Below are 22612 nucleotides of genomic sequence, written 5' to 3' on the forward strand. Positions count from 1 at the left end.
GCTCTTCTTTTCTGTTTTGTTTGGGGTCTTTGGGGCGGGTTTGGGTCCTTTTGGCGCGGCTTGGCGTCTCCTACCGGGCTGCGCTTCACCTGAGGATAGCGCTGGACGTGTAGGAGCGGCCTTGCGTCGCGAAAGGGGTGCGAAGCGCCCCCCGCATTCTTCAAGATCAACTCACCCGCCGCCCCAGCACATCGACCAAGCGGTCGATCTCGGCCTCGGTGTTCAGCAGCCCAGGCGCGGTACGCACCACCGGCCCAGCATCACGTGACACGGCATCGACGACAATGCGCTGGCTGTTGAGATACCCGGCCACGTCATCCGCATCCTGGCCCTTGACCCTGAAAAAGGTAAACCCAGCCGAGTACTGGGCACTGCGCGGCGTCACCAGTTCGACCGCTTCAACCGCCTCAAGACGCTGCTTGAGGTAGTCATTGAGCCCATGAATACGCGCCTGGATATTCGCCTTGCCCTGCTGCAGGTGCAGCTCGAATGCCTTGCCCAGCGCCCAGCGGTGCTCAAAGGCATGGTAGCCGCCTGGGGTCATGACGGTGGCGAAGTCTTCATTCTCGGAAAACGTGGCAATGGTCGGGTTCAGCTGCTTGAGCTCGGTGGAGGCCGCGCAGATGATCCCGGTGCCACGTGGTCCGAACATCCACTTGTGGGTGCCGGCGATGAAGTAGTCGCAGTTCAGATCGGCAAAGCGCATGTCCTCGACGCCAAAGCCATGTACCCCGTCGATCACGTAAATAATGTGGTCCTTCTCGTCGCGCTGGCGATTGACCTCGCGCACCAGCGCGCCAATCTCACCCACCGGCAGCTTCACACCACTGCCGGAATGGACCCAGGTCATGCCCAGCACCCGCGTCTTGGCGCTGATGGCCGCAACCAGGGTGCCGAGTACCTGGTCGGTGCTGACCTGTGACGGGTTCTCGAACAGGCGCAAGCGGCGCACCGGCGTGCCATCGCGTGCAGTGCGGAAACTCATCGTCTGGCGCGCCGCCGAATGCTCGTGCACGGTGGTGAGAATTTCCTGCCCAGGTGCAAGCTTCAGGCCGCCATAGATCAGGCCCAGGCCTTCCGTGGTGCTGCCGGTCAGGGCGATCTGTCGGGGGTTTACCTCAAGGTAGCGACCGGCCCATTCACGCACTGCGGCCTCGTGCTTCCACTCCGCCTGGCTGTCCCAGTCAACCCTGCGCGCCGGGTGGCGGTCGAAGCTCGCACGCAAGGCCTCGATGGCCTCGCGCACCGGCTTTGGGTGTGACGTGATCAGAAAGTTGGCGAAGTGCGCGTAGGCGGGGTCCAGGTCGAACAGGCCGCGAAAGGCGGCCCAGGCGTCGCTGCCAGCGGGTGGTAATGGCGCGGCCTGAGCGCCCGGCAGCAACTGGCTGGCCAAGGGCAGGGCCGCGGCCAGCAGGCCTGCCTGCTTGAGGAAGGTACGGCGGTCGTTCATGAAGGCGCTCGCAGGGTTATCGGGACGAAGTGGTGGCGGGTTGCGCGGCGTGCTGCACCTGCTCCCACACCCGCAGGAAGTTGCCGCCCCAGAGCTTGGCGATATCGGCCTCGGAATAGCCCCGGGTGATCAGTTCGGCAGTGACGTTGCGCGCTTCGCTTGCGTCGTGCCAACCGTCGATGCCGCCGCCTTCATTAAAGTCCGAGCTCAGCCCCACATGGTCGATGCCGACCTTGCGCACCGTGTAGTCGATGGCGTCGCCGAAATCCTTGAGCGTGGCCGGTGGCTCTTCGTCGAGGATGCCGTACAGCGCGTTGGCGTACTGGCCCACCTTCTGCTCGGGCCAGCCGGCGATGACCGGGTCACCTGGCATCAACGCGTAGTTGAGGTTGGCCAGCGGCGGCAAGTCGTAGCGGGCGCGCAGGGCGTTGAGTTTGTCCTGGGTTTTCGCGCTCAGTGGCTTGAGGTAGGTGGAGAAGGCCACCAGTTGAATCACGCCGCCGCTGTCCTTGATCAGTTGCATTTCCTTGTCGGACAGGTTGCGGGCAATGTCGACCATGGCGCGTGGCGCAGAGTGCGACGCCACCACCGGCGCGCGGCTGAGGCTGACCGCCTGGGTCAGTGCCTTGCTCGACATCTGCGACACATCGATGATCACACCCAGGTCGTTAAGCCGCTGTACGGCGCGTTTGCCGACTGGCGAAAGGCCGTCCAAGGCATCGGCGGTGTCATTGAAAAACGGCAACGGGCGCGAAGAGTCGGCCCAGCTGTTGTTGCCCACGTAGCTGAAGCCGAACATGCGCACGCCGCGGGCGGCCCAGCGGTCGAGCTGGTCGATATCGTCGCCCAGGGCATAGGCATTGAGCATGCTGAGGAACACCGCGAACTTGCCTTCGCCGTGCAGGCGTCGCATGTCTTGCGGGGTGTAGGCGATACCGACCTGTTCGGGGAAGTCGCGGACCATGGCGTCGATGGCGTTGTAGCGCACGTCCTGGGTGTGGCGTGCGGCTTCGACGAAGCCTGCGGTCGGCCGGTGCGGGCCATCGTCGCCGGTCCACGATTCAGGCCAGGCGAAGATCGTCAGCGCGGCGCCAGACAGCCGCCCGCGCGCGGCCTTGGCCAGGTCGAAGCGGCCATTGCCATCCTTGTCGGCCTCGCTGCCCTCAGTGCCGAAAGTCAGCGGCAGGGTGACATGGCTGTCGAACGAGATGATGCGTTCCTGCAGGTCGTTGGCCTGGCGCACCACCTCTCTGGAGTAGCCGGCCGGCGTGGTGAAGTAGTGCCAGGCGGCAAATCCGGCACCTGCGGTCACGGCCGCGGCCAGGCTGATAAACAGGGCTTTTTTCCAGCGTGGAGTCGTCATCTTGGTCTCAGTAGGTTCACCGTCGAGGGATGGGCACAGAGGCCGCCGCTACCTGGAGTGAACGAGCCCACCCCGTGGAAATTTAGCCAGCCGTGGCGGCGCCCCTGCGTCGGCAGCGGTAAATTTCGCGGTGTGGACAACGTTCTAGCCTTGGACGGGCTGTGCTCCACGGCCGCAATAAATGCACAGGTAGTTGCAATGACGATTTCTCGACGCGGGTTCATCGCCGGTGTGGCATTGACGGGCGTGGTGGTGCCCGGTGCGTTGTATGTACAGCGCCAGCGGGCCGCCGAGGCGTTTCCGGAAACCCCTGGCGAGGCGGTCGTCGAACGGGCTGATACGCACCTGCAGCAGTTGGGTGACACCTTGCGCGGGATCTGGCGCTGGACCTTGCATGGCAAGGACGCGGGCCTGCAAGGGTTGCCTGAGGGCGAGCTGGAGCTGTTCCTGGATGTTGCGCCCAGTGGGCGGGCGTTGCGCGGCTACTTGGATACCCCCGAGCGCCTACGCAGCGATGAACAGCCGCGTTACCGTGTGGTGGGCGACCTGCTGGCAGACAAACCGGGCACTTTACGCTGGCGCTTGTTCTCGAGTCGGCCAGGTGAGGTGCAGGCCCGCTACGAATGCCATATCGTCATCGACGAGGTCTGGGGCCGCTTCGGCAATGCCGGGCCTGCGACCCTCAACGGGCGCATTGCGCCACTGGACCGAGCGTTGTCGCTGCCGGTGCAAGACAACCACTTTCTGGCGCTGAAACACACCTTCCCCGAGGCGCGCGAGCGCACGCCGTTAAGCCCGCAACTGCTGGCCTGGCTGATCACCCCGGAGCACCGACTGTTCCACCAGTTGTGGCATTCCTCGCGTGACAAATGGCACAAGCTGGACAAAGACAAGCAAGCCGCCTTGCGCGGCTTGGGCTGGCAGCCGGGGCCGCGTGATCGGGAGCGTGACGCGCGCGGCCGTCACAAGGATCGCAACGGTTCGGGTGAGGATTTCTTTTTCATGCACCGGCACATGCTTGGCAGTGCCCGTGCCTTGCAGGACCTGCCTTCATGGACGCGGTTTCCGCAGCCACAACCGGAGCTTGAGCGCGACCGTGCCGGGTTCGCCCGCTATTGGGACAACCATGACGGCAACGCCTTGCCGCCCACCTGGTTGGCGAGTGGTGATGCGGAATACACCCAGTGGGTGCGCGACATCAAGAACCCGGATACCTACCATGGCAACTTCCAGGTCTGGGAGTCGCGTTACAGCGACCCGGACTACCTGAGCACACTGACCCTGGGCCAGTTCGGTTCAGAGGTGGAGCTGGGCCTGCATGACTGGCTGCACATGCGCTGGGCTTCGGTGCCGCGTGACCCGGCCAACGGCATGCCGGTGCCGACGGCGCGCACGCCTGACGACTTTGCAGCGCGTTGGTTTGCGGCCGAAAACGACTTTCTGGGTGACCCGTTTTCATCCCATGTAAACCCGGTGTTCTGGCACTTTCATGGCTGGATCGATGACCGCATCGAGGACTGGTTCCGCGCCCATGAGCGGGTTCACCCCGGCGAGGTGCGGCGCCTGGAAGTCAATGGCGTGCCTTGGTTTGCGCCAGGGCGCTGGGTCGAAGTGTCGGACCCTTGGCTAGGGCCTGACACCCATGGTTGCTCGACGGTGCCGGGCTTGCGGCCGGGGCGCAGCGTCGAGATGGACCCGGAGACGATGAAGCTGGCTTTGCGCATCATCTACAGCGATGAAGACCTGTTCGGTAAGTTACGGCCGAAGGTGCCCCAGCGGCCTTGGTATGCGCGCAATCTGAAGGTGGCGCAGCGGTCGCTTTGAGGGGGATTGGGGGATGGGATCGGGGTGTAGGGCGAGGGATTTTCGGTGGGTTTTAGATCGAGCGCCGCCCAAGGGCCGCGCGCCAATGGCTCAGGACTAATTGGCCCGAAACAGATGTAGGAGCAGCCTTGTGCTGCGAAGCGCCGCGCGGGCGGCGCTCGATCTCGAACCCGCAGCAAATCCATCGCCCTACACTACCGCTCAACCTTCCACCCACCCCCCAACGCCTTGTACAGCGCCACACTCCCTTGAAGCCGTGCCAAGCGCAGCTGCGCCTGCTGATCCTGGGCCAGGTAAAGGGTGCGCTGGGTTTCAAGCACGCTGAGCAGGGTCTCGGCGCCCGCGCCATAGCGCTGCTGGGCCAGCTCGAAAGCCAGGCGCGCCTCCTGCACTTCTTCGTCCTGCCACCGGCGTTGGCGGTCCACGCCGTGAATCGCATTGAGCGCTTTCTCGACATCGGCGAAACCGGCCAGGATGCTGCCTCGGTACGTCTCCAGCAACTCAGCTTGCTCGGCCTCGGCCAGGTCGCGAGAAGCGCGCAGCCGGCCGTTGTTGAAGATCGGCGCGACCAGCCCGGCGCTGAGGGTATAAAACGAGCTGTCGAGCACATGAGCAAAGGTATTGGCGCCACTGCCCAGGTTGGCCCCTAGGGTCAACTTGGGTAGCATCGCTGCCCTGGCCACCTGTACGTTGGCGCTGGCCGCTGCCAGCCGCGCTTCGGCGGCGGCGATGTCGGGGCGACGGGCCAGCAGTTCGCTGGGGACGCCGCTGCCAATGGACGGCCACTGCAGCGCATCGAACGCTTCACGGCTGGGCGGCAGGGCCTGCACCGGGTCGCCGAGCAGCGTCGCCAAGGTGACCCGGCTGTCTTGCCACTGCTGTTCGAGCAACGGCACTTGCCGTTCCTGGGCGGCCACCAGGCTGCGCTGCTGGGCCAGTTCCAGGCGTGTGGCCGAGCCGGTGCGCTGGCGGGCTTCGACCAGGCCCAGCACGTCACGTGCATTGCGCAGGTTGAGCCGAGCGATGTTCAGTTGCGCTTCCAGGGCCAGGCCTTGCAGGTAGCTGTCGGCCACGGCGCTGACCAAGGTCAGCTCGACCGTCTGCCGGTCGAAGCGGCTGGCATCAAGGCTGCGCAAGGCGCTGGCCCGTGCTGCGCGCAGGCCGCCCCAGAAGTCGATCTCGTAGCTGGCGCTGAGTTTCAGGTCGAACGCGGTGCTGGTGCGTTCGCTGCTGCTGACGTCCAGCTGGTCGTTGCCTTCACCCTTCAACAGCCGCTGGCGGCTGCCATCCAGGCCCAGGTTCAGTTCGGGCAGCAATGGCGCGCCAGCGATGACGGCCTGGGCCTGGGCCTGGCGCACACGCGCCGTGGCGGCCGCGAGGTCATAGGCGTTGAGCCGGGCACGCTCGACCAGGCGGTCCAGCTCGCTGCTGGCAAACGCGCGCCACCACTGTGCTGATGGCAGCTCGGTGGATGACGGCGCGGCCTCGCCTTGCCAGGCGTGCGGCGCGGCAATCCCGCTGTCAGGCGTGGGCGGCGTGCTGCAGGCGGCAAGGCTCAGGCACAAGGTCAACAGGCTGATACGGCTTGGCAAGGTCATGGATTATTCGCTGGTAAGGGCTTTGACCGGGTCGAGTCGGGCGGCTTTGCGGGCCGGCATGAAGCCGAACACGATGCCGGTGACGACAGCGCAGGCGAACGCGCCGAATATGGCAGGCAGGGCGAAGGCTACGGCAACCTCGGCCAGCATCAGGCCGCCGCCGATGGCCAGGGCCAGGACGATGCCGGCCACGCCGCCGACCATCGACAGCATCACGGCCTCGCTGAGAAACTGCCGCAGGATGTCGCGCTGGCGCGCGCCGGTGGCCATGCGGATGCCAATCTCACGAGTACGCTCGCGCACGGTCATGAGCATGATGTTCATCACCCCGATGCCGCCCACCAACAACGAAATCGCGGCAATCGCCCCCAGCATCAGCGACAGGCTATTCTGCGTGCGTGCTTCGGCCTGGATCAGTGCTGCGTCGTTGGTCAGCTCGAAATCCTGACGGCCCTGGTGACGCTGGCGCAGCAGGTGATCAATGGCCACCTCGGCTTCGTTGACCCGGGTGGAGTCGTGCGCGGCGACGGCGATGTAGTCTGGGTCGCGCTGGCCGAACAGGCGGATAGCCGCGGCGGAGTAGGGCACCGCGATGCGCCCGTCGCTGTCCTGGTCGCCGGAACTGGCGCCTTTACCGGCCAGAATGCCGACGACTTGGAACGGCACATTGCCGATCAGGATGTATTGCCCCAGCGGGTCGCGCCCAGGGTCGAGCATCTTTTCCCGCACCTTCTGGCCGATCACCGCCACAGGCGCGGCACTGGCTTCGTCGGCCTCGGTGTAAAAGGTGCCCTCGACCGCCGGCCAGTTGAAGATCTCCGGGAACCAGATGTTGTTGCCGCCGACATAAAACTGCTGGCTGTTGTTGCCGTGGCGCACCATCAGTTTGTCGCCGATCACCGGCATGACGTGCTTGACCTGTGGCAGCTCGCCGATGGCCGCGACGTCGTCGAGGGTGATGGTGCCGGCCTGTTCACCCAGCGTTGCCGGCTTGCCATTGAGGTAGAGCACGTTCGAGCCAAACGCCGCCATTTGCGCCATGACCTGGCGCTTGCTGCCTTCGCCGACGGCCAGCATGACCACCACCGAGGCTACCCCGATGACGATGCCGAGCAGGGTCAGGGCGGTGCGAAAACGGTTGACCCACATCACTCGCCAGGCGGCCTGCAGGGCTTCGACCAGTTCACCTTTCCAGGCCCCGCGCAGGGTGGCGCCGCGGCCCAGCCGCTGGCGCAGGTCGTCGGCCTGCAGCCCTTGGCGTGTGGGGGGCGTTGGCTGCTCGGCGGCCGAATCGCTGATGATCAGGCCATCGCGGATTTCAATGACCCGCTGCGCCCGCGCCGCCACGTCGCGGTCGTGGGTGATCAGGATGATCACATGGCCCTGGCTGGCCAGTTCGTCGAGCAGCGCCATGACTTCGGTGCCGCTGTGGCTGTCGAGCGCGCCGGTGGGTTCGTCGGCGAGGATGATGTGGCCACCGTTCATCAGTGCCCGGGCAATCGATACGCGTTGTTGCTGGCCGCCGGACAACTGGTGCGGGCGGTTGCCCGTGCGGCTGGCCAGGCCCAGGCGGGTGAGCAGGGCGGTGGCGCGCGCGTGCCGCTCGCTGGCGGCGATACCGGCATAGATGGCCGGCATCTCGACGTTCTCCTGGGCCGAACCCGAGGGGATCAGGTGGTAGCCCTGGAAGACGAAGCCAAAGGCTTCACGGCGTAACCAGGCCAGTTCGTCGCTGTCCAGCTCGGCCACGTCCTTGCCCGCAAAGTGGTAGCTGCCAGCGGTTGGCCGGTCGAGGCAGCCGAGGATGTTCATCAGCGTCGATTTGCCGGAGCCGGAGGCGCCGACGATGGCGACGAACTCGCCGGGGTGGATGCGCAGGCTGATGCCCTGGAGGATGTCGACCTTGGGGGTATCGACGCCGCCGTAGGATTTACGGATGTCGATCAGTTCGATCAGGGGCGTAGTCATTCAACCTCCGCTGACGCTGGGGGCGCCGATCACCAGGCGCTCGCCTTCGCTGAGGCCGTCAAGGACCTGCACCCGCAGCCGGTCGCTCAGGCCGGTCTGGACCTGGCGTTGTTCCACTTCGCCTTTGCTGTTGAGTACCCGGGCGAGGCGCAAGCCATTGTTGTCGTCCAGTGCGGCAAGCGGCACGGTCAGCACTTGGCTGGCCTGGCCGGCGACAAAGAACACCTGCGTGGTCATCTCGGCCATCAGGGCGCCATCCGGGTTGTCGACATCCAGCAGCACGGTGTACTGCACCACCTGGCTGCCGGTGGTGCCATTGGTGGCGCTGGTCGGGCTGCCGCCGCCCTGGCTGCTCTGGTCCAGCGGTTTGGGCGGGATCGGCAGGATCTGCCGGACCGTGCTGGTCCAGCGGCGCTTGCCGCCGGCCAGGGTGGTGAAGTAGGCGGTCATGCCGGGCTTGACCTTGCCGATGTCGGCTTCCGACACCTGGGCCCAGACGGTCATTGGCGAAAGCCTGGCGATGCGCAGGATCAGAGGGGTCTGCTGTTGGGCATTGAGGGTCTGGCCTTCTCGGGCATCGACCGCTACCACGGTGCCGTCCATGGGGGCATAAATGCGCGTGTAGCCCAGTTCCGCCTCGTCGCTGCGCAGGTTGGCCTGGGCCTGACGAATCTGCGCCTGGAACATGTCGATGCGGGCCTGAGTCACCTTGAGCTGGGCATCGGCCGTCTGCACGTCTTCGTCACGGGTCGCACCGGCGGCCGCCAGGTCACGCTGGCGCTTGAGCTGCTGCTGGGCCAGTTGAAACTGTGCACGTTGCTCGGCCAGTTGTGCCTTGAGGTTGTCGATCGAGTAACGCCCGGCGTCTAGCCTGGCTTGCTGGGTGGACGGGTCGATCTCTACCAGCAGTTGGCCTTTGCGTACCTGGTCACCGGCTTCAACGTGCAGCTTGTGGATCTGCCCGGAAGCCTGGGCGCCCACGTCGACGTAGCGCCGCGGCTGCAGGGTGCCCAGGGCAGTCACGCTGCTTTCGATGTCGGCACGGGTGACGGCGACTGTGCTGATCGGCTGCGCGCCAAAGGGCAGGGTCTTCCAGGCCAGCAAACTGCCCAGGCTCAGCAGGGCCAAGCCACTGAGCAGTAGCCGACGGCGGGTGTGGGGTAAACGTCGCATGCAGACTTCCAGCCAGGAGTGAAGGCCACGCGCAGCGCAAAAGCGGCGCGCACTGAGGTCCCAGATAGACGAAGGCTAGCGGGCGGGATTTAGCGTACAGGGCAGGAGGATGTCGTGTTGCTGAGAATAATTATAATTTGTAAGATCGCACGTTGACATCACTTCGGTCCTGCACAGCTTTGTGAAAAGGCTTTCAGAAAAAGCAGCAGGGCCCTCTCAGGTAACGTCGTGGAACATTACTATCGCGAACTGGTGGGCTTCCTTTCCGCGCGCCTGGGCAGTCGTCAGGCGGCCGAAGACGTTGCGCACGATGCTTATCTGCGGGTGCTGGAGCGCACCGATGCGGAACGGATCGAGCACCCGCGTGCCTTTCTGTACCGCACGGCGCTCAACCTGGTGGTCGACCGCCACCGGCGGCATCAGGTTCGCCAGGCCGAGCCACTGGAGGTGCTCGACAGCGACGAGCGTTGGCATAGCCCAGCGCCCACCCATGACATGCAGCTCGATCAGCGCCTGGCGCTGATGCAGCGCGCCCTGGATGAACTGGGCAAGGTCTGCCGCGACTGCTTCCTGTTGCGCAAGCTCGATGGCCTGTCGCATCAGCAGATTGCCGAGCACCTGGGGGTGTCACGCAGTGTGGTGGAAAAGCACATCGTCAATGCCATGAAGCACTGCCGTGTGCGCATGCGCGAGTGGGAATCCTGAAAGTCTGGTGAAAGAGGAATGAAAATTCCGTCAAGCATCGACTTGATTTATGCGGGTTTCCCGACAACTATCTAGGTAGACCCCAGCCAGGCAAAGCTTTGGCGATTGCCGTTACTGGCGCAGTATGGTCAGGGAGTGTCCCTTTTTACCTAACTGCCCAGGTCCGAAAATGGCAAACAAGACCCTGCGCATCCTCATCGCCGACGAGCACCCCAGCCAGCGCTTGCAGCTGGAAAAGTTGCTCAATGGCCTGGGCTATTACCGGATTGCGCCCGTGGACAGCTTCGAGGAGCTGCAACGCCTGGTGCAATCTGCTTTGCAGCCTTTTCATCTGTTGCTTGGCAACATTGAACTGGCCAGCCACGTCGGCGTCGACCTGGCGCGTTTCTGCCGGGTGAGCACGCAAATCCAGCACGCCCTGCTTTACCACTCCCAGCAGTTGCAAGTGCCTTCGGTGCCGCAAACCGAGCGCCAATCCGTGAGCGTGAGCCTGCCGCAAGCGCCCGATAACGAGGCACTGGAATCGTTCATGGCGATCATCGACGCGCCGCTTTTGGTCGGCAAGCTGCCCCTGCCAGCTGCCGTGCCCGCCAGCGCGCTGCGCCCACGCCCGCGGGCGAACTTCGCGCACACGGTCTTCAGCCGCTAGCGCCGATGTGGGCGGGGCAAGGGGGCAGCTATTTGCTATCCTCTTGCCCTTTGCCGATCTGCGGACTCTGCCATGACTGCCATCGATACCGCTCGCCCGCCACGGTTCAGCCGTGGCGACCACCGGACCTTGGGCCTGGCGGCACTGGGTGGCGCGCTGGAAATCTACGATTTCATTATCTTCGTGTTCTTCGCCCTGACCCTCAGCAAGCTATTTTTCCCGCCAGAAATGCCTGAATGGCTGCGCTTGCTGCAAAGCTTCGGGATCTTCGTCACTGGTTACCTGGCGCGGCCACTGGGCGGTATCCTGATGGCGCATTTCGCCGATCATCTGGGGCGCAAGCGGGTGTTTAGCCTGAGCATCCTGATGATGGCCCTGCCATGCCTGCTGATCGGTGTAATGCCGACGTACGCCGATATCGGCTATGCCGCGCCGTTGATCCTGCTGGCGCTGCGCATTCTGCAGGGGGCGGCGGTCGGGGGCGAAGTGCCCAGTGCCTGGACGTTCGTCGCCGAGCATGCGCCACCTGGGCGACGGGGCTATGCCCTGGGCTTCTTGCAGGCTGGGCTTACCTTCGGTTACTTGCTGGGCGCACTGACGGCCACGCTGCTGGCACAGGTGTTTACCCCCGAAGAAATTCTCGACCATGCCTGGCGCTACCCCTTCCTGCTGGGTGGGGTGTTTGGCGTGATAGGGGTGTGGCTGCGCCGGTGGCTCAGCGAAACGCCCGTGTTCCTGGCCCTGCGCGAGCGCCAGGAGCAGCCGGTGGCGTTTCCGCTGCGGCGCGTGCTGGGCGAGCATCGCCGGGCGCTGATCCCGGCGGCGCTGCTGACCTGTGTGCTGACGTCGGCGGTGGTGGTGCTGGTGGTGATCACGCCGACGGTGATGCAACAGCGTTTTGGCATGACTGCCGGGCACACCTTTGCCCTCAGCAGTGCGGGCATTGTCTTCCTTAATATCGGCTGTGTACTGGCCGGCCTGCTGGTCGATCGCCTGGGCGCCTGGCGTGCCCTGATGATCTACAGCCTGCTGCTGCCGCTAGGCATCGGTGTGTTGTATGCAAGCCTGGTGGGCCAGTGGGGCGCAACCTGGCTGGCTTATGCCGTGGCAGGGCTGTGCTGTGGCGTGGTGGGCGTGGTGCCGTCGGTGATGGTCGGGCTGTTCCCTGCGCAGATTCGGGTGTCGGGCATTTCCTTCACGTATAACGTCGCCTATGCCCTGTGGGCCAGCACCACGCCGCTGGCGCTGATCGCCTTGATGCCGTGGAGCCCATGGGTGTGTGTCGGGTTTTGTCTGATCATGGGCATGGTGGGGCTGCTCACTGCCCTGTACTTCGGGCGTCGCGAGCCCTTGGCGTTTGCGGCGGAGCCCATGCCAATCATGTGCGGTGACAAATGACCCACTAGCGACTGGCAAGTGGTGAGGCAGACTTCCGGGTGGGGGCTATTGGAATAACCTATTAGCCAAATTTAACCTGGAAGGTTAATTTCTCATGGAAAAGAGAACGCCTCATTGCCCACTCGATCGGGTGCGAGTGCTGTTGAGCCAGGGCAAGGTCAATACAACACAATCGGCGACGCAGGGAGCGCTGGCGTTGGGTTTAGGGCCCTTTGACATCGTCGACATCGTTCGTGGCTTGTCCGTCAAGGATTTCTATAAAAGCATGACGACCTACCATGATCACCGCCTTTGGCAAGATGTCTATCGCCCCCAAACTACTGTTGGTAGGGTCTATCTCAAGTTAATGGTGATTGATGATCTGCTGATCGTGTCATTCAAGGAGCTTTGATATGAAATGCCCGATGTGTGGAGGAGCGGAGCTAGTCGCACAGGCGCATGACATGCCATACCGGTATAAAGGTGAGGCAACTGTAATTCCCGATGTCTTCGGCGATTACTGCGCTGCATGCGGCGAGAGTGTGCTGAGTATGGATGAAGCTCAGCGCATCAGTGACCTGATGTCGGCGTTCAATCGCCAGGTCAACGCTGCGGCGGTCGACCCGGGTTTCATCGTCTCAGTGCGCAAGAAATTCGATCTCGACCAGCGTGAAGCAGGGGAGATCTTCGGGGGTGGCGTCAATGCGTTCTCCCGTTACGAAAACGGTAAAACCAGGCCACCCGTGGCGTTGGTCAAGCTGTTCAAACTGCTGGATCGCCACCCGGAACTGTTCGAAGAAGTACGCACTGCCTGATGCAGGTAGGCAGCAAAAAGCCCCCGGCTCTCACGAGGCGGGGGCTTTTTAGTGCCGCAAGGGCAGGGGGCCTTACATGTTCGGGTAGTTCGGCCCGCCGGCGCCTTCAGGGGTTACCCAGGTGATGTTCTGGGCGGGGTCCTTGATGTCGCAGGTCTTGCAGTGCACGCAGTTTTGCGCGTTGATCTGGAAGCGCTTGCTGCCGTCATCCTGGCTGACCACTTCGTACACGCCGGCAGGGCAGTAACGCTGGGCCGGCTCGTCGTACAGCGGCAGGTTGCTGGCGATCGGGATGTTCGGGTCGGTCAGCTTCAGGTGGCAGGGTTGTTCCTCTTCATGGTTGGTGCTGGAGAGGAATACCGAACTGAGCTTGTCGAAGCTGAGCTTGCCGTCCGGTTTCGGGTAGTCGATCTTTTTCGAGTCGGCTGCGAGCTTGAGGCAGGCGTAGTCCGGCTTGGTGTCGTGCAGCGTGAAGGGCAGCTTGCCGCCGAACCAGTTCTGGTCAACATAGTTGAATGCCGCACCGAGCAGTGGGCCGAACTTGTGCATGGCCGGGCCAAAGTTACGGCTGGCGAACAATTCTTCGTGGAGCCAGCTGGCCTTGAACGCGGTGACGTAGCCATTGAGCTGGTCGCCGCCCTCGCTACCGGCGATCAAGGCGTCGGCAACGGCTTCAGCGGCAAGCATGCCGGACTTCATCGCCGTGTGGCTGCCCTTGATCTTGGCCACGTTCATGGTGCCCAAATCGCAACCGATCAGCGCACCGCCGTTGAAGACCATCTTCGGCAGTGAGTTAATGCCGCCTTTGGCCAAGGCGCGGGCGCCGTAGCTGATGCGCTTGCCGCCTTCAAGGTACTGGCTGATCACCGGGTGGTGCTTGAGGCGCTGGAACTCATCGAACGGCGACAGGTAGGCATTGCTGTAGGACAGGTCGACGATCAGGCCCACCACCACCTGGTTGTTTTCCAGGTGATAGAGGAACGAACCACCGGTGTTTTCGGTGCTCATCACGTCCAGCGGCCAGCCTGCGGTGTGCACCACCAGGCCCTGCTCGTGCTTGCTTGGGTCGATTTCCCAGATTTCCTTGAGGCCGATGCCGTAGTGCTGGACGTCGGACTCGCTGTCGAGGTTGAAGCGCTTGATCAGCTGCTTGCCGATATGGCCGCGGCAACCTTCGGCGAACAGCGTGTACTTGGCGCGCAGTTCCATGCCAGGGGTGTACAGGCCGTCTTTCGGGTTGCCTTCGCGGTCGACACCCAGGTCGCCGGTGACGATGCCACGCACCACGCCGTTTTCATCGAACAGCGCTTCCTGGGCCGCGAAGCCTGGGTAGATTTCAACGCCCAGGTTTTCGGCCTGCTGGGCCAGCCAGCGGCACAGGTTGCCCAGGGAGATGATGTAGTTGCCGTGGTTGTGCATGGTCTTGGGCACGAACAGGTCGGGGACCTTGGTCGAGCTGCCTGCATCCTTCAGCACATAGATATCGTCGCGCTTGACCTCGGTGTTCAGCGGCGCGCCGAGTGCCTTCCAGTCAGGGAACAGTTCGTTCAGTGCGCGCGGCTCGAACACCGCGCCGGAGAGGATGTGCGCACCGACTTCGGAGCCTTTTTCGACCACGCAGACGCTGATCTCGCTACCGGCTTCGGCGGCCTTCTGCTTCAGGCGGCAGGCGGCGGACAGCCCCGCCGGGCCGGCGCCGACGATGACCACGTCGAATTCCATGTATTCGCGTTCCACTGGTTCTCTCCTACTCATCAAGGCTCGTGCTGTTGCTTTGTCTTATGGGTGTGGGGTGATCATGCGCACCGCGCTTCACGGGAGCGGAGCTGTAGCAGCGCAGAGGATGGACTACACCGTTTTGTCTTGGCCGCGCATTATATCTACACCACTTGGCGGGTCCAATACAAACGTTTGTTTGAATTTGCCGCAGGCCAGTAAAATCACAGGCGTACGGCTGGAGGGTGACCGATTTGCCGTATTGACCGGATTGGGTGTTGCGGTCAAGATACGAGCGGTTTTACGTTCGCCGTAGGCTTACCGCCGGGCGCAGGTACACCTCTAAAGACCAGGTGTGGAGTAAGGCTTTCGGGCCAATTCACGGTATGTAGTGGAGTTTACACGCCACCACAGAAAATGACCCGCGGGTATTTGCCGCAAGCGTCGCGACAAGACTGCTCGGTCACCTTGAAGTTTGCTTCTCCCGGTACGTTTTTAGAGGTGCCCTTGTACCCACGCGCATCGCCGGGCATGTCCCCAGGCGACTTTCTATTCACCGGAGAGTAACGAGGAATCCATGAAGGTTCTTGTAGCTGTCAAACGAGTGGTCGACTACAACGTCAAGGTTCGCGTCAAAGCGGACAACTCCGGCGTCGACCTTGCAAACGTCAAGATGTCCATGAACCCCTTCTGCGAAATCGCCGTTGAGGAAGCCGTACGCCTGAAAGAGAAGGGCGTTGCGACCGAGATCGTCGTCGTTTCCGTCGGCCCGACCACTGCCCAGGAGCAGCTGCGTACTGCGCTGGCACTGGGTGCCGATCGTGCCATTCTGGTCGAAGCCGCTGATGAGCTGAATTCGCTGGCCGTGGCCAAGGCGCTGAAAGCCGTTGTCGACAAAGAGCAGCCACAGCTGGTCATTCTCGGCAAGCAGGCCATCGACAGCGACAACAACCAGACCGGCCAGATGCTGGCTGCGCTGACCGGCTACGCCCAAGGCACCTTCGCCTCCAAGGTCGAAGTCGCTGGCGACAAGCTGAACGTCACCCGTGAAATCGATGGCGGCTTGCAGACCGTATCGCTGAGCCTGCCAGCGATCGTCACCACCGACCTGCGCCTGAACGAGCCGCGCTACGCGTCGCTGCCGAACATCATGAAGGCCAAGAAGAAGCCGCTGGAGACCGTTACGCCAGACGCGCTGGGCGTATCGCTCGCTTCCACCAATAAGACCCTGAAAGTCGAAGCGCCGGCTGCACGCAGCGCAGGTATCAAGGTCAAGTCGGTGGCCGAACTGGTCGAGAAGCTGAAGAACGAAGCGAAGGTAATCTAAATGACTATCCTGGTTGTCGCTGAATACGAGAACGGTGCTGTAGCCCCGTCCACCCTGAACACTGTCGCCGCAGCCGCCAAGATCGGTGGTGATGTGCACGTGCTGGTCGCTGGCCAGAACGTCGGCGGCGTTGCCGAATCTGCTGCCAAGATCGCGGGTGTTGCCAAGGTACTGGTTGCTGACAACGCAGCCTACGCCCACGTCCTGCCAGAAAACGTCGCGCCGCTGATCGTCGAGCTGGCAAAGGGCTACAGCCACGTGCTGGCCCCGGCCACCACCAACGGCAAGAACATCCTGCCACGCGTCGCCGCACTGCTGGACGTCGACCAGATCTCCGAGATCATCTCGGTTGAATCGGCCGACACCTTCAAGCGCCCGATCTATGCCGGTAACGCCATTGCCACCGTGCAATCGAGCGCTGCGGTCAAGGTCATCACCGTGCGTACCACCGGTTTTGACGCCGTTGCTGCCGAAGGCGGTTCCGCTGCTGTCGAAACTGTTGGCGCTGCGCACAACGCCGGTATCTCCACCTTCGTCGGTGAAGAGCTGGCCAAGTCCGACCGCCCAGAACTGACCGCTGCCAAGATCGTCGTTTCCGGCGGCCGTGGCATGGGCAACGGTGACAACTTCAAGCACCTGTACAGCCTGGCCGACAAGCTCGGCGCCGCCGTCGGTGCCTCGCGCGCCGCAGTCGACGCAGGCTTTGTGCCGAACGACATGCAGGTCGGCCAGACCGGCAAGATCGTCGCACCGCAGCTGTACATCGCCGTCGGTATCTCCGGCGCGATTCAACACCTGGCCGGCATGAAAGACTCCAAAGTGATCGTTGCGATCAACAAGGACGAAGAAGCGCCGATCTTCCAGGTGGCCGACTACGGCCTGGTCGCTGACCTGTTCGAAGCGGTTCCGGAGCTGGAAAAGCTGGTCTGATCCGCCTGCTTCACTTATAAAGAAGCCCGGCCCTCGTACTGAGGGCCGGGTTTTTTTATGGCCTTTTCCGATGCAGTGCTTGTCGCGGTTCCTGTCGGAGCAGCCTTGTGCTGCGAAGAGGCAGTCACAGCCACAAAAATTTGTTGGTCATGCTGGCCCTTTCGCAGCACAAGGCTGCTCCGACAGGTGCGGCGTGTACCTGATGGTCCGGGCCAAGCAATACAAGGAGTGAGCAATGGTGCTGCGTAAAGCAGGCGGGGTGCTGGCATGCATGGCGGCGTTGCTGGCGCCCGGCGCGATGGCGGCAGGCAAGTGCGAACGTTTGGTCGCTACCGGCAGCCCCGATGCGCCCCCGTATTCCTGGCAGGACCCGAAAGACCCCCAGCACCTGATCGGCGCCAATGTCGACCTGTTGCAGCAGGTGGCCAGTGAGCTGGGTGTGAAAGTGGACGTGCTGAGTGCAGGGCGACGCGACCAGGCGCTGGAAGAAGTGCGCAGTGGGCGAATGGACCTGCTGCTCGATACGCCCCTGCAGGTCGGCCAGCTGACCGCACTGGACTACATCCACCCGCCGTTGCAGTTGAACGAATACCTGGTCTGGACGCGGCATGACGCCGAGCTGGCCTTCGATGGCCCGGCAGACCTGGCCAAGTACCAGGGCAGTTTGTCTGAGCGCGCGCGTCTCACGCCGGCCTTTGAAGCGTTCGCCAAAGCCCATCTGAAGTTGCAGCCTGCGCAAAACCTGACCCAGGCATTCCAGAAACTGGTGCTGGGGCAGGTGGACTATGTGCTCGCCGGGCGCTATTCCGGCATGGCCATGACCCAGAGCCTGGGCATGAGCAACGACCTGATTGCCCGCGGCCTGCCAGTCGATCGCCCAGGGCTGTACCTGGCCGTGTCGCACAACTCGGCGTGCAATGACAGCTGGTTGCGTGGGCAATTGGCGAAAAAACTGACAGAATTGCCGATCTCCGGTGCGTCCGAGGCTGTGCTGCAACGAAATGTCGAGCGCTGGAAGGCGCAGATGCAGGTGCCGCTGGACGCCCCCAAACATTAGGAAGATTGCGTGAGAATCCAACCACTATTCCTTGCTCTGGCCATGCTCGGCCTGGCGGGTTGCGCCAACGACCCGGCGCCGAACGAGCAACTGCGCATTTCCGAGCAGGCGCTGGAACAGGCCAAGGCCGTTGGCGCCACCGAGCAGGTCGAGGCGCTCAAGCTGGCCGAAGACAAGCTGGCCCGGGCCAAGACCAACATGCTTACCGAAGATTTTCGCGATGCGCGCATGCGTGCCGAGCAGGCCGAGCTGGATGCACGCCTGGCCGAGGCCCAGGTGCTGAACCAGAAGAGTGAAGAGCAGCTGCAAGTTCTGCAATCGCGGGTTACGCGCCTGCGCAAACAGCTGGAGGTGCAGCCATGATGCGCCATACACCCATGACGGCGCTGGTGTTGCTGGCGTTGACGGCAGGCTTGCACGGGTGCGCCAGCCATCGCAGCGAGGCGGCGCTGGATGAAGCCAGTGCCACCTTCCAGAAGGTAAAAGACGACTCCGACGTGCTGCGCAGTGCGCCGCGCGATGTAATTCGTGCCGGTGAGTCGCTGGCGCGGGCCGAGCGCCTGTCCAGTTATATCGGCACCGGTACCGATGTGCGCCACTACGCCTACCTGAGCCAGCGCTACAGCGAAATTGCCAGCGAACATGCCAAGCTTGCATTGAACCAGGAGCGCCTGGCCAAGCTCGACCTGGAGCGCCAACGCCTGCAATTGGCGCTGCGTGAAGCGAAGCTTGCCAGCGTGCAGCAGCAAGGCAAGTGGGTCGAGTCGCAGATTGCCGCATTGGCTTCGGAGCAGACGGACCGTGGCCTGGTGATGACCTTGGGCGATGTGCTGTTCGATACCGGGCGTGCCGACCTGAAGAATTCGGCCAGCCGTACAGTGCTCAAACTGGTGCAGTTCCTCCAGCTCAACCCGCGCCGTGTGGTGCGTATCGAGGGTTACACCGACAGCACCGGCGCCCCGGAAGACAACCTGAAGCTCTCGCGTGATCGCGCGCAGGCGGTGGCTGACATGCTGGTGGACCTGGGCATCGACGAAAAGCGTCTGCAGGTTGAAGGCTATGGTGACCAGTACCCGATCGAAGCCAATGCCTCGGAGCGGGGCAGGGCGCAGAATCGCCGGGTAGAAATCGTCTTTTCTGACGACAAAGGCAAGCTCGCCCCCGCGCGTTGATCCCCAATCCTTGTAGGAGCAGCCTTGAGCTGCGAAGAGGCCGGTAGCAGCCCTAGAGAATTGTGCTGTTATTACCGGCCTCTTCGCAGCACAAGGCTGCTCCTACACCGATTATCGGTGAGTGGGTGAGTTCCTGCGCTGGGGTACTGTCACGCGACTGTAGTGTTGGCTATTCTGCAATCTGTCCCAGTACACTTCGCAACTGTTACGGTATTCTCTGCCGTCAGTGAGTCGCACAACAATAACGAGCCCGTCCGCGCGTCGAGATATCGCCATGACCAACCTGCTGCTTTACCAGCGTATCGCCCAGCAACTGGCCGAGGACATCCGCCGCGGTGTCTACCAGCCGGGCGAGCGCGTGCCCTCCGTGCGCAAGATGAGCGCCCAGCTCAATGTCAGCCACGCCACGGTGCTGCAGGCCTATGCCAATCTTGAAGACCAGGGGCTGATCCGCGCGCGCCCGCAGTCGGGCTACTACGTTCACCAGACCCCAGCCTTGACCGCGCAAACACCGGATATCGCCCGGGTAGAGCGCCCTGGCCTGGTGACCCGGGCCAGCATCATTCAGCAGGTGTTGACCGAAGCGCGCCGCGACGGCGTGTTTCCGTTCGGTGCTGCAGTGCCTCATGTGGATTACCTGCCGGTGCGCGCCCTGCATCAGCAGATTGCCAAAGTGACCCGCTTCCATAGCCCACGTGCGTTCAGTTACATGTTCAGCCCAGGCTTCGAGCCGCTGCGCCGACAGATCGCCATCCGCATGCGCGATGCCGGTGTGCTGGTCGACCCGCGTGAAATCATCGTGACCCATGGCTGCGTCGATGCCTTGCAGATGTCGCTGCGCGTGCTGACCCGCCCGGGGGACTTGATCGCCGCCGAGTCGCCGACTTACTACGGTTTGCTGCAGTTGGCTGACCTGCTGGGCCTGAAAGTGATCGAAATTCCAAGCGACCCGTCCACCGGGATCAGCCTGGAAGCCTTGCAGTTGGCCGCCAATCAGTGGTCGATCAAGGCGTTGGTGCTGACGTCGCGCCTGAGCAACCCGCTGGGCGGCACCATCCCTGAGGAGCGGCAGAAACAGTTGCTGCGCCTGGCTTCGGACTTCGATATCCAGATCGTCGAAGACGACATCTATGGCGAATTGATGTTCGAACAAGGCAAGACCAAGGCGCTGAAGGCGTTCGACCGGCTAGACCGGGTGATCTACTGCTCGAGCTTTTCCAAGACCTTGTCGCCGGGGGTGCGTGTCGGCTGGATGGTGGCGGGGCGGTACCAGGACGAAATCCAGCGCCTGCAGACCTTCACCACCCATTCGGCCTGCAGCGTGACGCAGATGGGGGTGGCCGCTTACCTGGAAAACGGCGGCTATGACCGGCACCTGCGCTACATCCGCCAGGAGTACCGCAAGAACCTCAGTGCTTACCAGTTGGCGGTGCAGCAGCACTTCCCAGAAGGCACGCAGATGACCCGGCCTACCGGCGGTTTCATTCTCTGGGTGAGCCTGCCGGGGCGGGTCAATACCCAAGACCTGCATGTGCGGGCGCTGGAGCAGGGCATCAGTATCGCGCCGGGGTTGATCTTCAGTAACACCGAGCAATTCAACCACTGCATCCGGCTTAACTGCGGCATCCCGTGGAACAAAGAGGCCGAGCGGGCGGTGATTACCCTGGGGCTTTTGGCCCAGCAATTGTGCAGAGAGACTACAGGTTCACTTTTGTAGGCTTGTCAGGCGCAGGCGGAACAGGGAGCATATGCATTTTCCAGCCTGACTGCCGATGTCCATGAAACTGTTGCGCTGTATCGCTCTGAGTTTTTGCCTGGTGCCGATCTGCTGTTTCAGCGGCGTCGCCCAGGCTGTGCAACCTGCCGGCCAGGCGCAGGCTTCCCAAACCAAACCCGTGAAAAAGCCGGTGGCCAAGCCTGTGTCGAAACAGGCGGCTGGCAAAGCTGCCAAGCCTGCCAAAAAGCTTACGGCGCACAAACCGGTCAGCAAGGCGGTGGCTACACCGTTGCCCAAGCCCGCGCTGGATCTGAGTTTGCCTGTCGACATGGTCAACGACCTTGAACCGAATGTGGGCAGTTCGGCCACGCGACGCAAACCTTTGCTGCCGGCCATGTTCACTGAAAAGCCACAGAGCGATGAAAGCCCGTTCCAGCTCAATGGCCGCTTGATCAGCAACGAGATGCAGCTGCAACTGCGCAATGAAAGCCGCCGCGATGTGGAAGGGGCGGCAATCGAGTTCGAGTACCGCCAATAGTTAGGCAACTGACTGCTGGGTCACGGCATATTTCGTCGGGTCAGCAATTTCAAACGCATGTTTGAGCGGTTACTATCCGGTGACGTTCGTCCCGTTTTGCTCCAGGGAGACCTGATTTTGGTGAATAACCATGAACTGCCGTGAGGGTTGCGGTGCTTGCTGCATCGCCCCGTCCATCAGCTCTGCAATGCCGCGCATGCCCCAAGGCAAGCCGGCCGGCGAGCGCTGCCTGCACCTGACCGTCGACAACCTCTGCGACCTGTTCGGCAAACCCGAGCGGCCGGCGGTGTGCGGTGGGTTCAAGGCAGACATCGAGGTGTGCGGCAGTGATCGCGATGAGGCAATCAGGATTCTCGGTTGGTGGGAGCAGATGACGGCGGCGTGACAGGCTGGATCTTCGACAATAAGGATAAAGATGATGAGATCGTTCAAGCGTATTGCACTGCTGTGTGGCATGGGTGTGTTGTTGGCGCCCGCTGCCTGGGCCGAGAACTGGCAGGTGGCCAAGGACGAGGAGGGGATCAAGGTTTCCACCAGTGAAGTGGCGGGCTCCAAGTACAAGGCCTACCGCGGCGTTACCGTGATCAAGGCGCCGCTGGCCAAGGTCGAGGCGCTGCAAGAGGACGTAGCCGGGGCGTGTGCCTGGATTCATGAGTGCAAGTCGCAGAAGCTGCTCAAGCATGAAGGTGACCAGAGCTGGACCTACACCCAGTTCAACACGCCATGGCCGGTCACCCCGCGGGACTCGGTGCTGCACATCACCACGGTCAAGGAGGCGGACGGTAGCCTGACGCGTAACCTGAAGGAAGAGCCGACCTATCTCCCGGAGGAGAAGGGGTTCGTGCGGGTGGCGAAAGTCGAGGGCTTCTGGAAGTTGGTGCCCAAGGGTGACACGACAGAAGTGACCTACCAGGTGCACACCGAGCCGGGCGGCAGTGTACCGGCGATGGTGGCTAACAAGTTCGTGGTCGATGCGCCGTTCAATACCCTGAAAGGGTTGCGTGAGCGGGCTGAGAAAAACTGAAGTTCAGGCGGGCTTCGGCCTCTGTGGGAGCGGGCTTGTCCCGCGAATGGGGCCGCGCGGTGCATGGCACCGGCTTTGCCGGTGTTCGCGGGGCGAGCCCGCTCCCACAGTAATCGCGCAAACTTTCAAAATTTAGGCAAGACAATTGCTCCCGCGACGCCGCATTGGTTCGAGCAAGATGGAAATAAAAAAGGCTGCCCGAGGGCAGC

Annotated in this window: 21 protein-coding genes; 15 read left to right on the forward strand and 6 right to left on the reverse strand. The window is 62.8% G+C overall.

Features of this window, described 5'->3' with window-relative positions:
* Positions 1-166 precede the first annotated feature (166 nt).
* Positions 167-1450 (reverse strand): aminotransferase class V-fold PLP-dependent enzyme, encoded by a 1284-nt coding sequence (locus tag OO306_RS05265; protein ID WP_265967929.1) that lies wholly within the window; start codon positions 1448-1450, stop codon positions 167-169.
* 16 nt (positions 1451-1466) lie between these two features.
* A complete protein-coding gene (gene pvdM / locus OO306_RS05270; protein WP_085272556.1) occupies positions 1467-2813 on the reverse strand; it encodes a pyoverdine-tailoring dipeptidase-like protein PvdM in 1347 nt (448 codons plus the stop codon).
* Positions 2814-3011: 198 nt separating this feature from the next.
* On the opposite strand from pvdM, the gene OO306_RS05275 reads away from it, so the two are divergent.
* A complete protein-coding gene (locus OO306_RS05275) occupies positions 3012-4637 on the forward strand; it encodes a PvdJ/PvdD/PvdP-like protein (protein ID WP_265967932.1) in 1626 nt (541 codons plus the stop codon).
* Between the two features lie 194 nt (positions 4638-4831).
* On the opposite strand, the gene OO306_RS05280 is transcribed toward OO306_RS05275, so the two are convergent.
* From OO306_RS05280 to OO306_RS05290, 3 genes are read right to left on the reverse strand one after another with little or no spacing between them, the layout of a single operon-like run.
* Positions 4832-6235 carry an efflux transporter outer membrane subunit gene (locus OO306_RS05280; RefSeq protein WP_027592896.1) on the reverse strand — a complete coding sequence of 468 codons (1404 nt, stop codon included), beginning with the start codon at positions 6233-6235 and terminating at the stop codon, positions 4832-4834.
* Positions 6236-6238: 3 nt separating this feature from the next.
* Complete coding sequence (locus tag OO306_RS05285) at positions 6239-8203, reverse strand: MacB family efflux pump subunit (RefSeq protein WP_265967934.1); 1965 nt, start codon at positions 8201-8203, stop codon at positions 6239-6241.
* Positions 8204-9376: an efflux RND transporter periplasmic adaptor subunit gene (locus OO306_RS05290; protein ID WP_099428715.1), complete on the reverse strand. Its 1173-nt coding sequence runs from the start codon at positions 9374-9376 to the stop codon at positions 8204-8206.
* Positions 9377-9604: 228 nt separating this feature from the next.
* On the opposite strand from OO306_RS05290, the gene OO306_RS05295 reads away from it, so the two are divergent.
* The 5 genes from OO306_RS05295 (at position 9605) to OO306_RS05315 (ending at position 12922) form a co-directional block, all read left to right on the forward strand.
* Positions 9605-10081 carry a sigma-70 family RNA polymerase sigma factor gene (locus OO306_RS05295; protein ID WP_027592893.1) on the forward strand — a complete coding sequence of 159 codons (477 nt, stop codon included), beginning with the start codon at positions 9605-9607 and terminating at the stop codon, positions 10079-10081.
* A gap of 169 nt (positions 10082-10250) precedes the next feature.
* Entirely contained in the window at positions 10251-10730 is a 480-nt protein-coding gene (locus OO306_RS05300; RefSeq protein ID WP_265967937.1) for a histidine kinase, read from the forward strand.
* A gap of 72 nt (positions 10731-10802) precedes the next feature.
* On the forward strand, positions 10803-12128 hold the full coding sequence (locus OO306_RS05305; RefSeq protein WP_099454840.1) for an MFS transporter: 1326 nt from the start codon (positions 10803-10805) through the stop codon (positions 12126-12128).
* 94 nt (positions 12129-12222) lie between these two features.
* On the forward strand, positions 12223-12519 hold the full coding sequence (locus OO306_RS05310) for a type II toxin-antitoxin system MqsR family toxin (protein ID WP_252825197.1): 297 nt from the start codon (positions 12223-12225) through the stop codon (positions 12517-12519).
* Between the two features lies 1 nt (position 12520).
* Positions 12521-12922: a type II toxin-antitoxin system MqsA family antitoxin gene (locus OO306_RS05315; protein ID WP_265967939.1), complete on the forward strand. Its 402-nt coding sequence runs from the start codon at positions 12521-12523 to the stop codon at positions 12920-12922.
* A 72-nt stretch (positions 12923-12994) separates the two neighbouring features.
* Here the strand turns inward: OO306_RS05315 and OO306_RS05320 are convergent, their stop codons facing one another.
* Complete coding sequence (locus OO306_RS05320; RefSeq protein ID WP_085272561.1) at positions 12995-14677, reverse strand: electron transfer flavoprotein-ubiquinone oxidoreductase; 1683 nt, start codon at positions 14675-14677, stop codon at positions 12995-12997.
* 538 nt (positions 14678-15215) lie between these two features.
* Between OO306_RS05320 and OO306_RS05325 the strand changes: the two genes are divergently transcribed.
* From OO306_RS05325 to OO306_RS05365, 9 genes are all read left to right on the forward strand, one after another.
* On the forward strand, positions 15216-15965 hold the full coding sequence (locus tag OO306_RS05325; protein ID WP_027592887.1) for an electron transfer flavoprotein subunit beta/FixA family protein: 750 nt from the start codon (positions 15216-15218) through the stop codon (positions 15963-15965).
* The gene (locus OO306_RS05330) at positions 15966-16895 is read left to right on the forward strand and encodes an electron transfer flavoprotein subunit alpha/FixB family protein (protein ID WP_027592886.1); all 930 of its coding nucleotides are present in this window, start codon (positions 15966-15968) and stop codon (positions 16893-16895) included.
* A gap of 235 nt (positions 16896-17130) precedes the next feature.
* On the forward strand, positions 17131-17952 hold the full coding sequence (locus tag OO306_RS05335) for an ABC transporter substrate-binding protein (RefSeq protein WP_265967941.1): 822 nt from the start codon (positions 17131-17133) through the stop codon (positions 17950-17952).
* Between the two features lie 9 nt (positions 17953-17961).
* A complete protein-coding gene (locus tag OO306_RS05340) occupies positions 17962-18315 on the forward strand; it encodes a DUF4398 domain-containing protein (protein ID WP_027592884.1) in 354 nt (117 codons plus the stop codon).
* On the forward strand, positions 18312-19124 hold the full coding sequence (locus tag OO306_RS05345) for an OmpA family protein (protein ID WP_027592883.1): 813 nt from the start codon (positions 18312-18314) through the stop codon (positions 19122-19124). The genes OO306_RS05340 and OO306_RS05345 overlap by 4 nt, the downstream gene beginning before the upstream one ends.
* 274 nt (positions 19125-19398) lie before the next feature.
* A complete protein-coding gene (locus tag OO306_RS05350) occupies positions 19399-20841 on the forward strand; it encodes a PLP-dependent aminotransferase family protein (protein WP_027592882.1) in 1443 nt (480 codons plus the stop codon).
* Positions 20842-20902: 61 nt separating this feature from the next.
* A complete protein-coding gene (locus OO306_RS05355) occupies positions 20903-21379 on the forward strand; it encodes a hypothetical protein (protein WP_265968039.1) in 477 nt (158 codons plus the stop codon).
* A 130-nt stretch (positions 21380-21509) separates the two neighbouring features.
* Positions 21510-21764 carry a YkgJ family cysteine cluster protein gene (locus tag OO306_RS05360; RefSeq protein ID WP_027592880.1) on the forward strand — a complete coding sequence of 85 codons (255 nt, stop codon included), beginning with the start codon at positions 21510-21512 and terminating at the stop codon, positions 21762-21764.
* Positions 21765-21797: 33 nt separating this feature from the next.
* Positions 21798-22403, forward strand: coding sequence for an START domain-containing protein (locus OO306_RS05365; protein WP_027592879.1), 606 nt, complete (start codon positions 21798-21800; stop codon positions 22401-22403).
* Positions 22404-22612: the final 209 nt, after the last annotated feature.

This window comes from Pseudomonas sp. DCB_AW (genome assembly GCF_026240895.1).
GTDB classification, from domain to species: domain Bacteria; phylum Pseudomonadota; class Gammaproteobacteria; order Pseudomonadales; family Pseudomonadaceae; genus Aquipseudomonas; species Aquipseudomonas kermanshahensis.

Coding starts and splice junctions, on each gene's coding strand:
- OO306_RS05360 (WP_027592880.1), top strand. CDS start 21,510: ATGAACTGCCGTGAGGGTTGCGGTGCTTGCTGCATCGCCCCGTCCATC.
- OO306_RS05320 (WP_085272561.1), bottom strand. CDS start 14,677: ATGAGTAGGAGAGAACCAGTGGAACGCGAATACATGGAATTCGACGTG.
- OO306_RS05285 (WP_265967934.1), bottom strand. CDS start 8,203: ATGACTACGCCCCTGATCGAACTGATCGACATCCGTAAATCCTACGGC.
- OO306_RS05365 (WP_027592879.1), top strand. CDS start 21,798: ATGAGATCGTTCAAGCGTATTGCACTGCTGTGTGGCATGGGTGTGTTG.
- OO306_RS05315 (WP_265967939.1), top strand. CDS start 12,521: ATGAAATGCCCGATGTGTGGAGGAGCGGAGCTAGTCGCACAGGCGCAT.
- OO306_RS05275 (WP_265967932.1), top strand. CDS start 3,012: ATGACGATTTCTCGACGCGGGTTCATCGCCGGTGTGGCATTGACGGGC.
- OO306_RS05305 (WP_099454840.1), top strand. CDS start 10,803: ATGACTGCCATCGATACCGCTCGCCCGCCACGGTTCAGCCGTGGCGAC.
- OO306_RS05350 (WP_027592882.1), top strand. CDS start 19,399: ATGACCAACCTGCTGCTTTACCAGCGTATCGCCCAGCAACTGGCCGAG.
- OO306_RS05325 (WP_027592887.1), top strand. CDS start 15,216: ATGAAGGTTCTTGTAGCTGTCAAACGAGTGGTCGACTACAACGTCAAG.
- OO306_RS05280 (WP_027592896.1), bottom strand. CDS start 6,235: ATGACCTTGCCAAGCCGTATCAGCCTGTTGACCTTGTGCCTGAGCCTT.
- OO306_RS05345 (WP_027592883.1), top strand. CDS start 18,312: ATGATGCGCCATACACCCATGACGGCGCTGGTGTTGCTGGCGTTGACG.
- OO306_RS05330 (WP_027592886.1), top strand. CDS start 15,966: ATGACTATCCTGGTTGTCGCTGAATACGAGAACGGTGCTGTAGCCCCG.
- OO306_RS05355 (WP_265968039.1), top strand. CDS start 20,903: ATGAAACTGTTGCGCTGTATCGCTCTGAGTTTTTGCCTGGTGCCGATC.
- pvdM (WP_085272556.1), bottom strand. CDS start 2,813: ATGACGACTCCACGCTGGAAAAAAGCCCTGTTTATCAGCCTGGCCGCG.
- OO306_RS05335 (WP_265967941.1), top strand. CDS start 17,131: ATGGTGCTGCGTAAAGCAGGCGGGGTGCTGGCATGCATGGCGGCGTTG.
- OO306_RS05265 (WP_265967929.1), bottom strand. CDS start 1,450: ATGAACGACCGCCGTACCTTCCTCAAGCAGGCAGGCCTGCTGGCCGCG.
- OO306_RS05310 (WP_252825197.1), top strand. CDS start 12,223: ATGGAAAAGAGAACGCCTCATTGCCCACTCGATCGGGTGCGAGTGCTG.
- OO306_RS05290 (WP_099428715.1), bottom strand. CDS start 9,376: ATGCGACGTTTACCCCACACCCGCCGTCGGCTACTGCTCAGTGGCTTG.
- OO306_RS05300 (WP_265967937.1), top strand. CDS start 10,251: ATGGCAAACAAGACCCTGCGCATCCTCATCGCCGACGAGCACCCCAGC.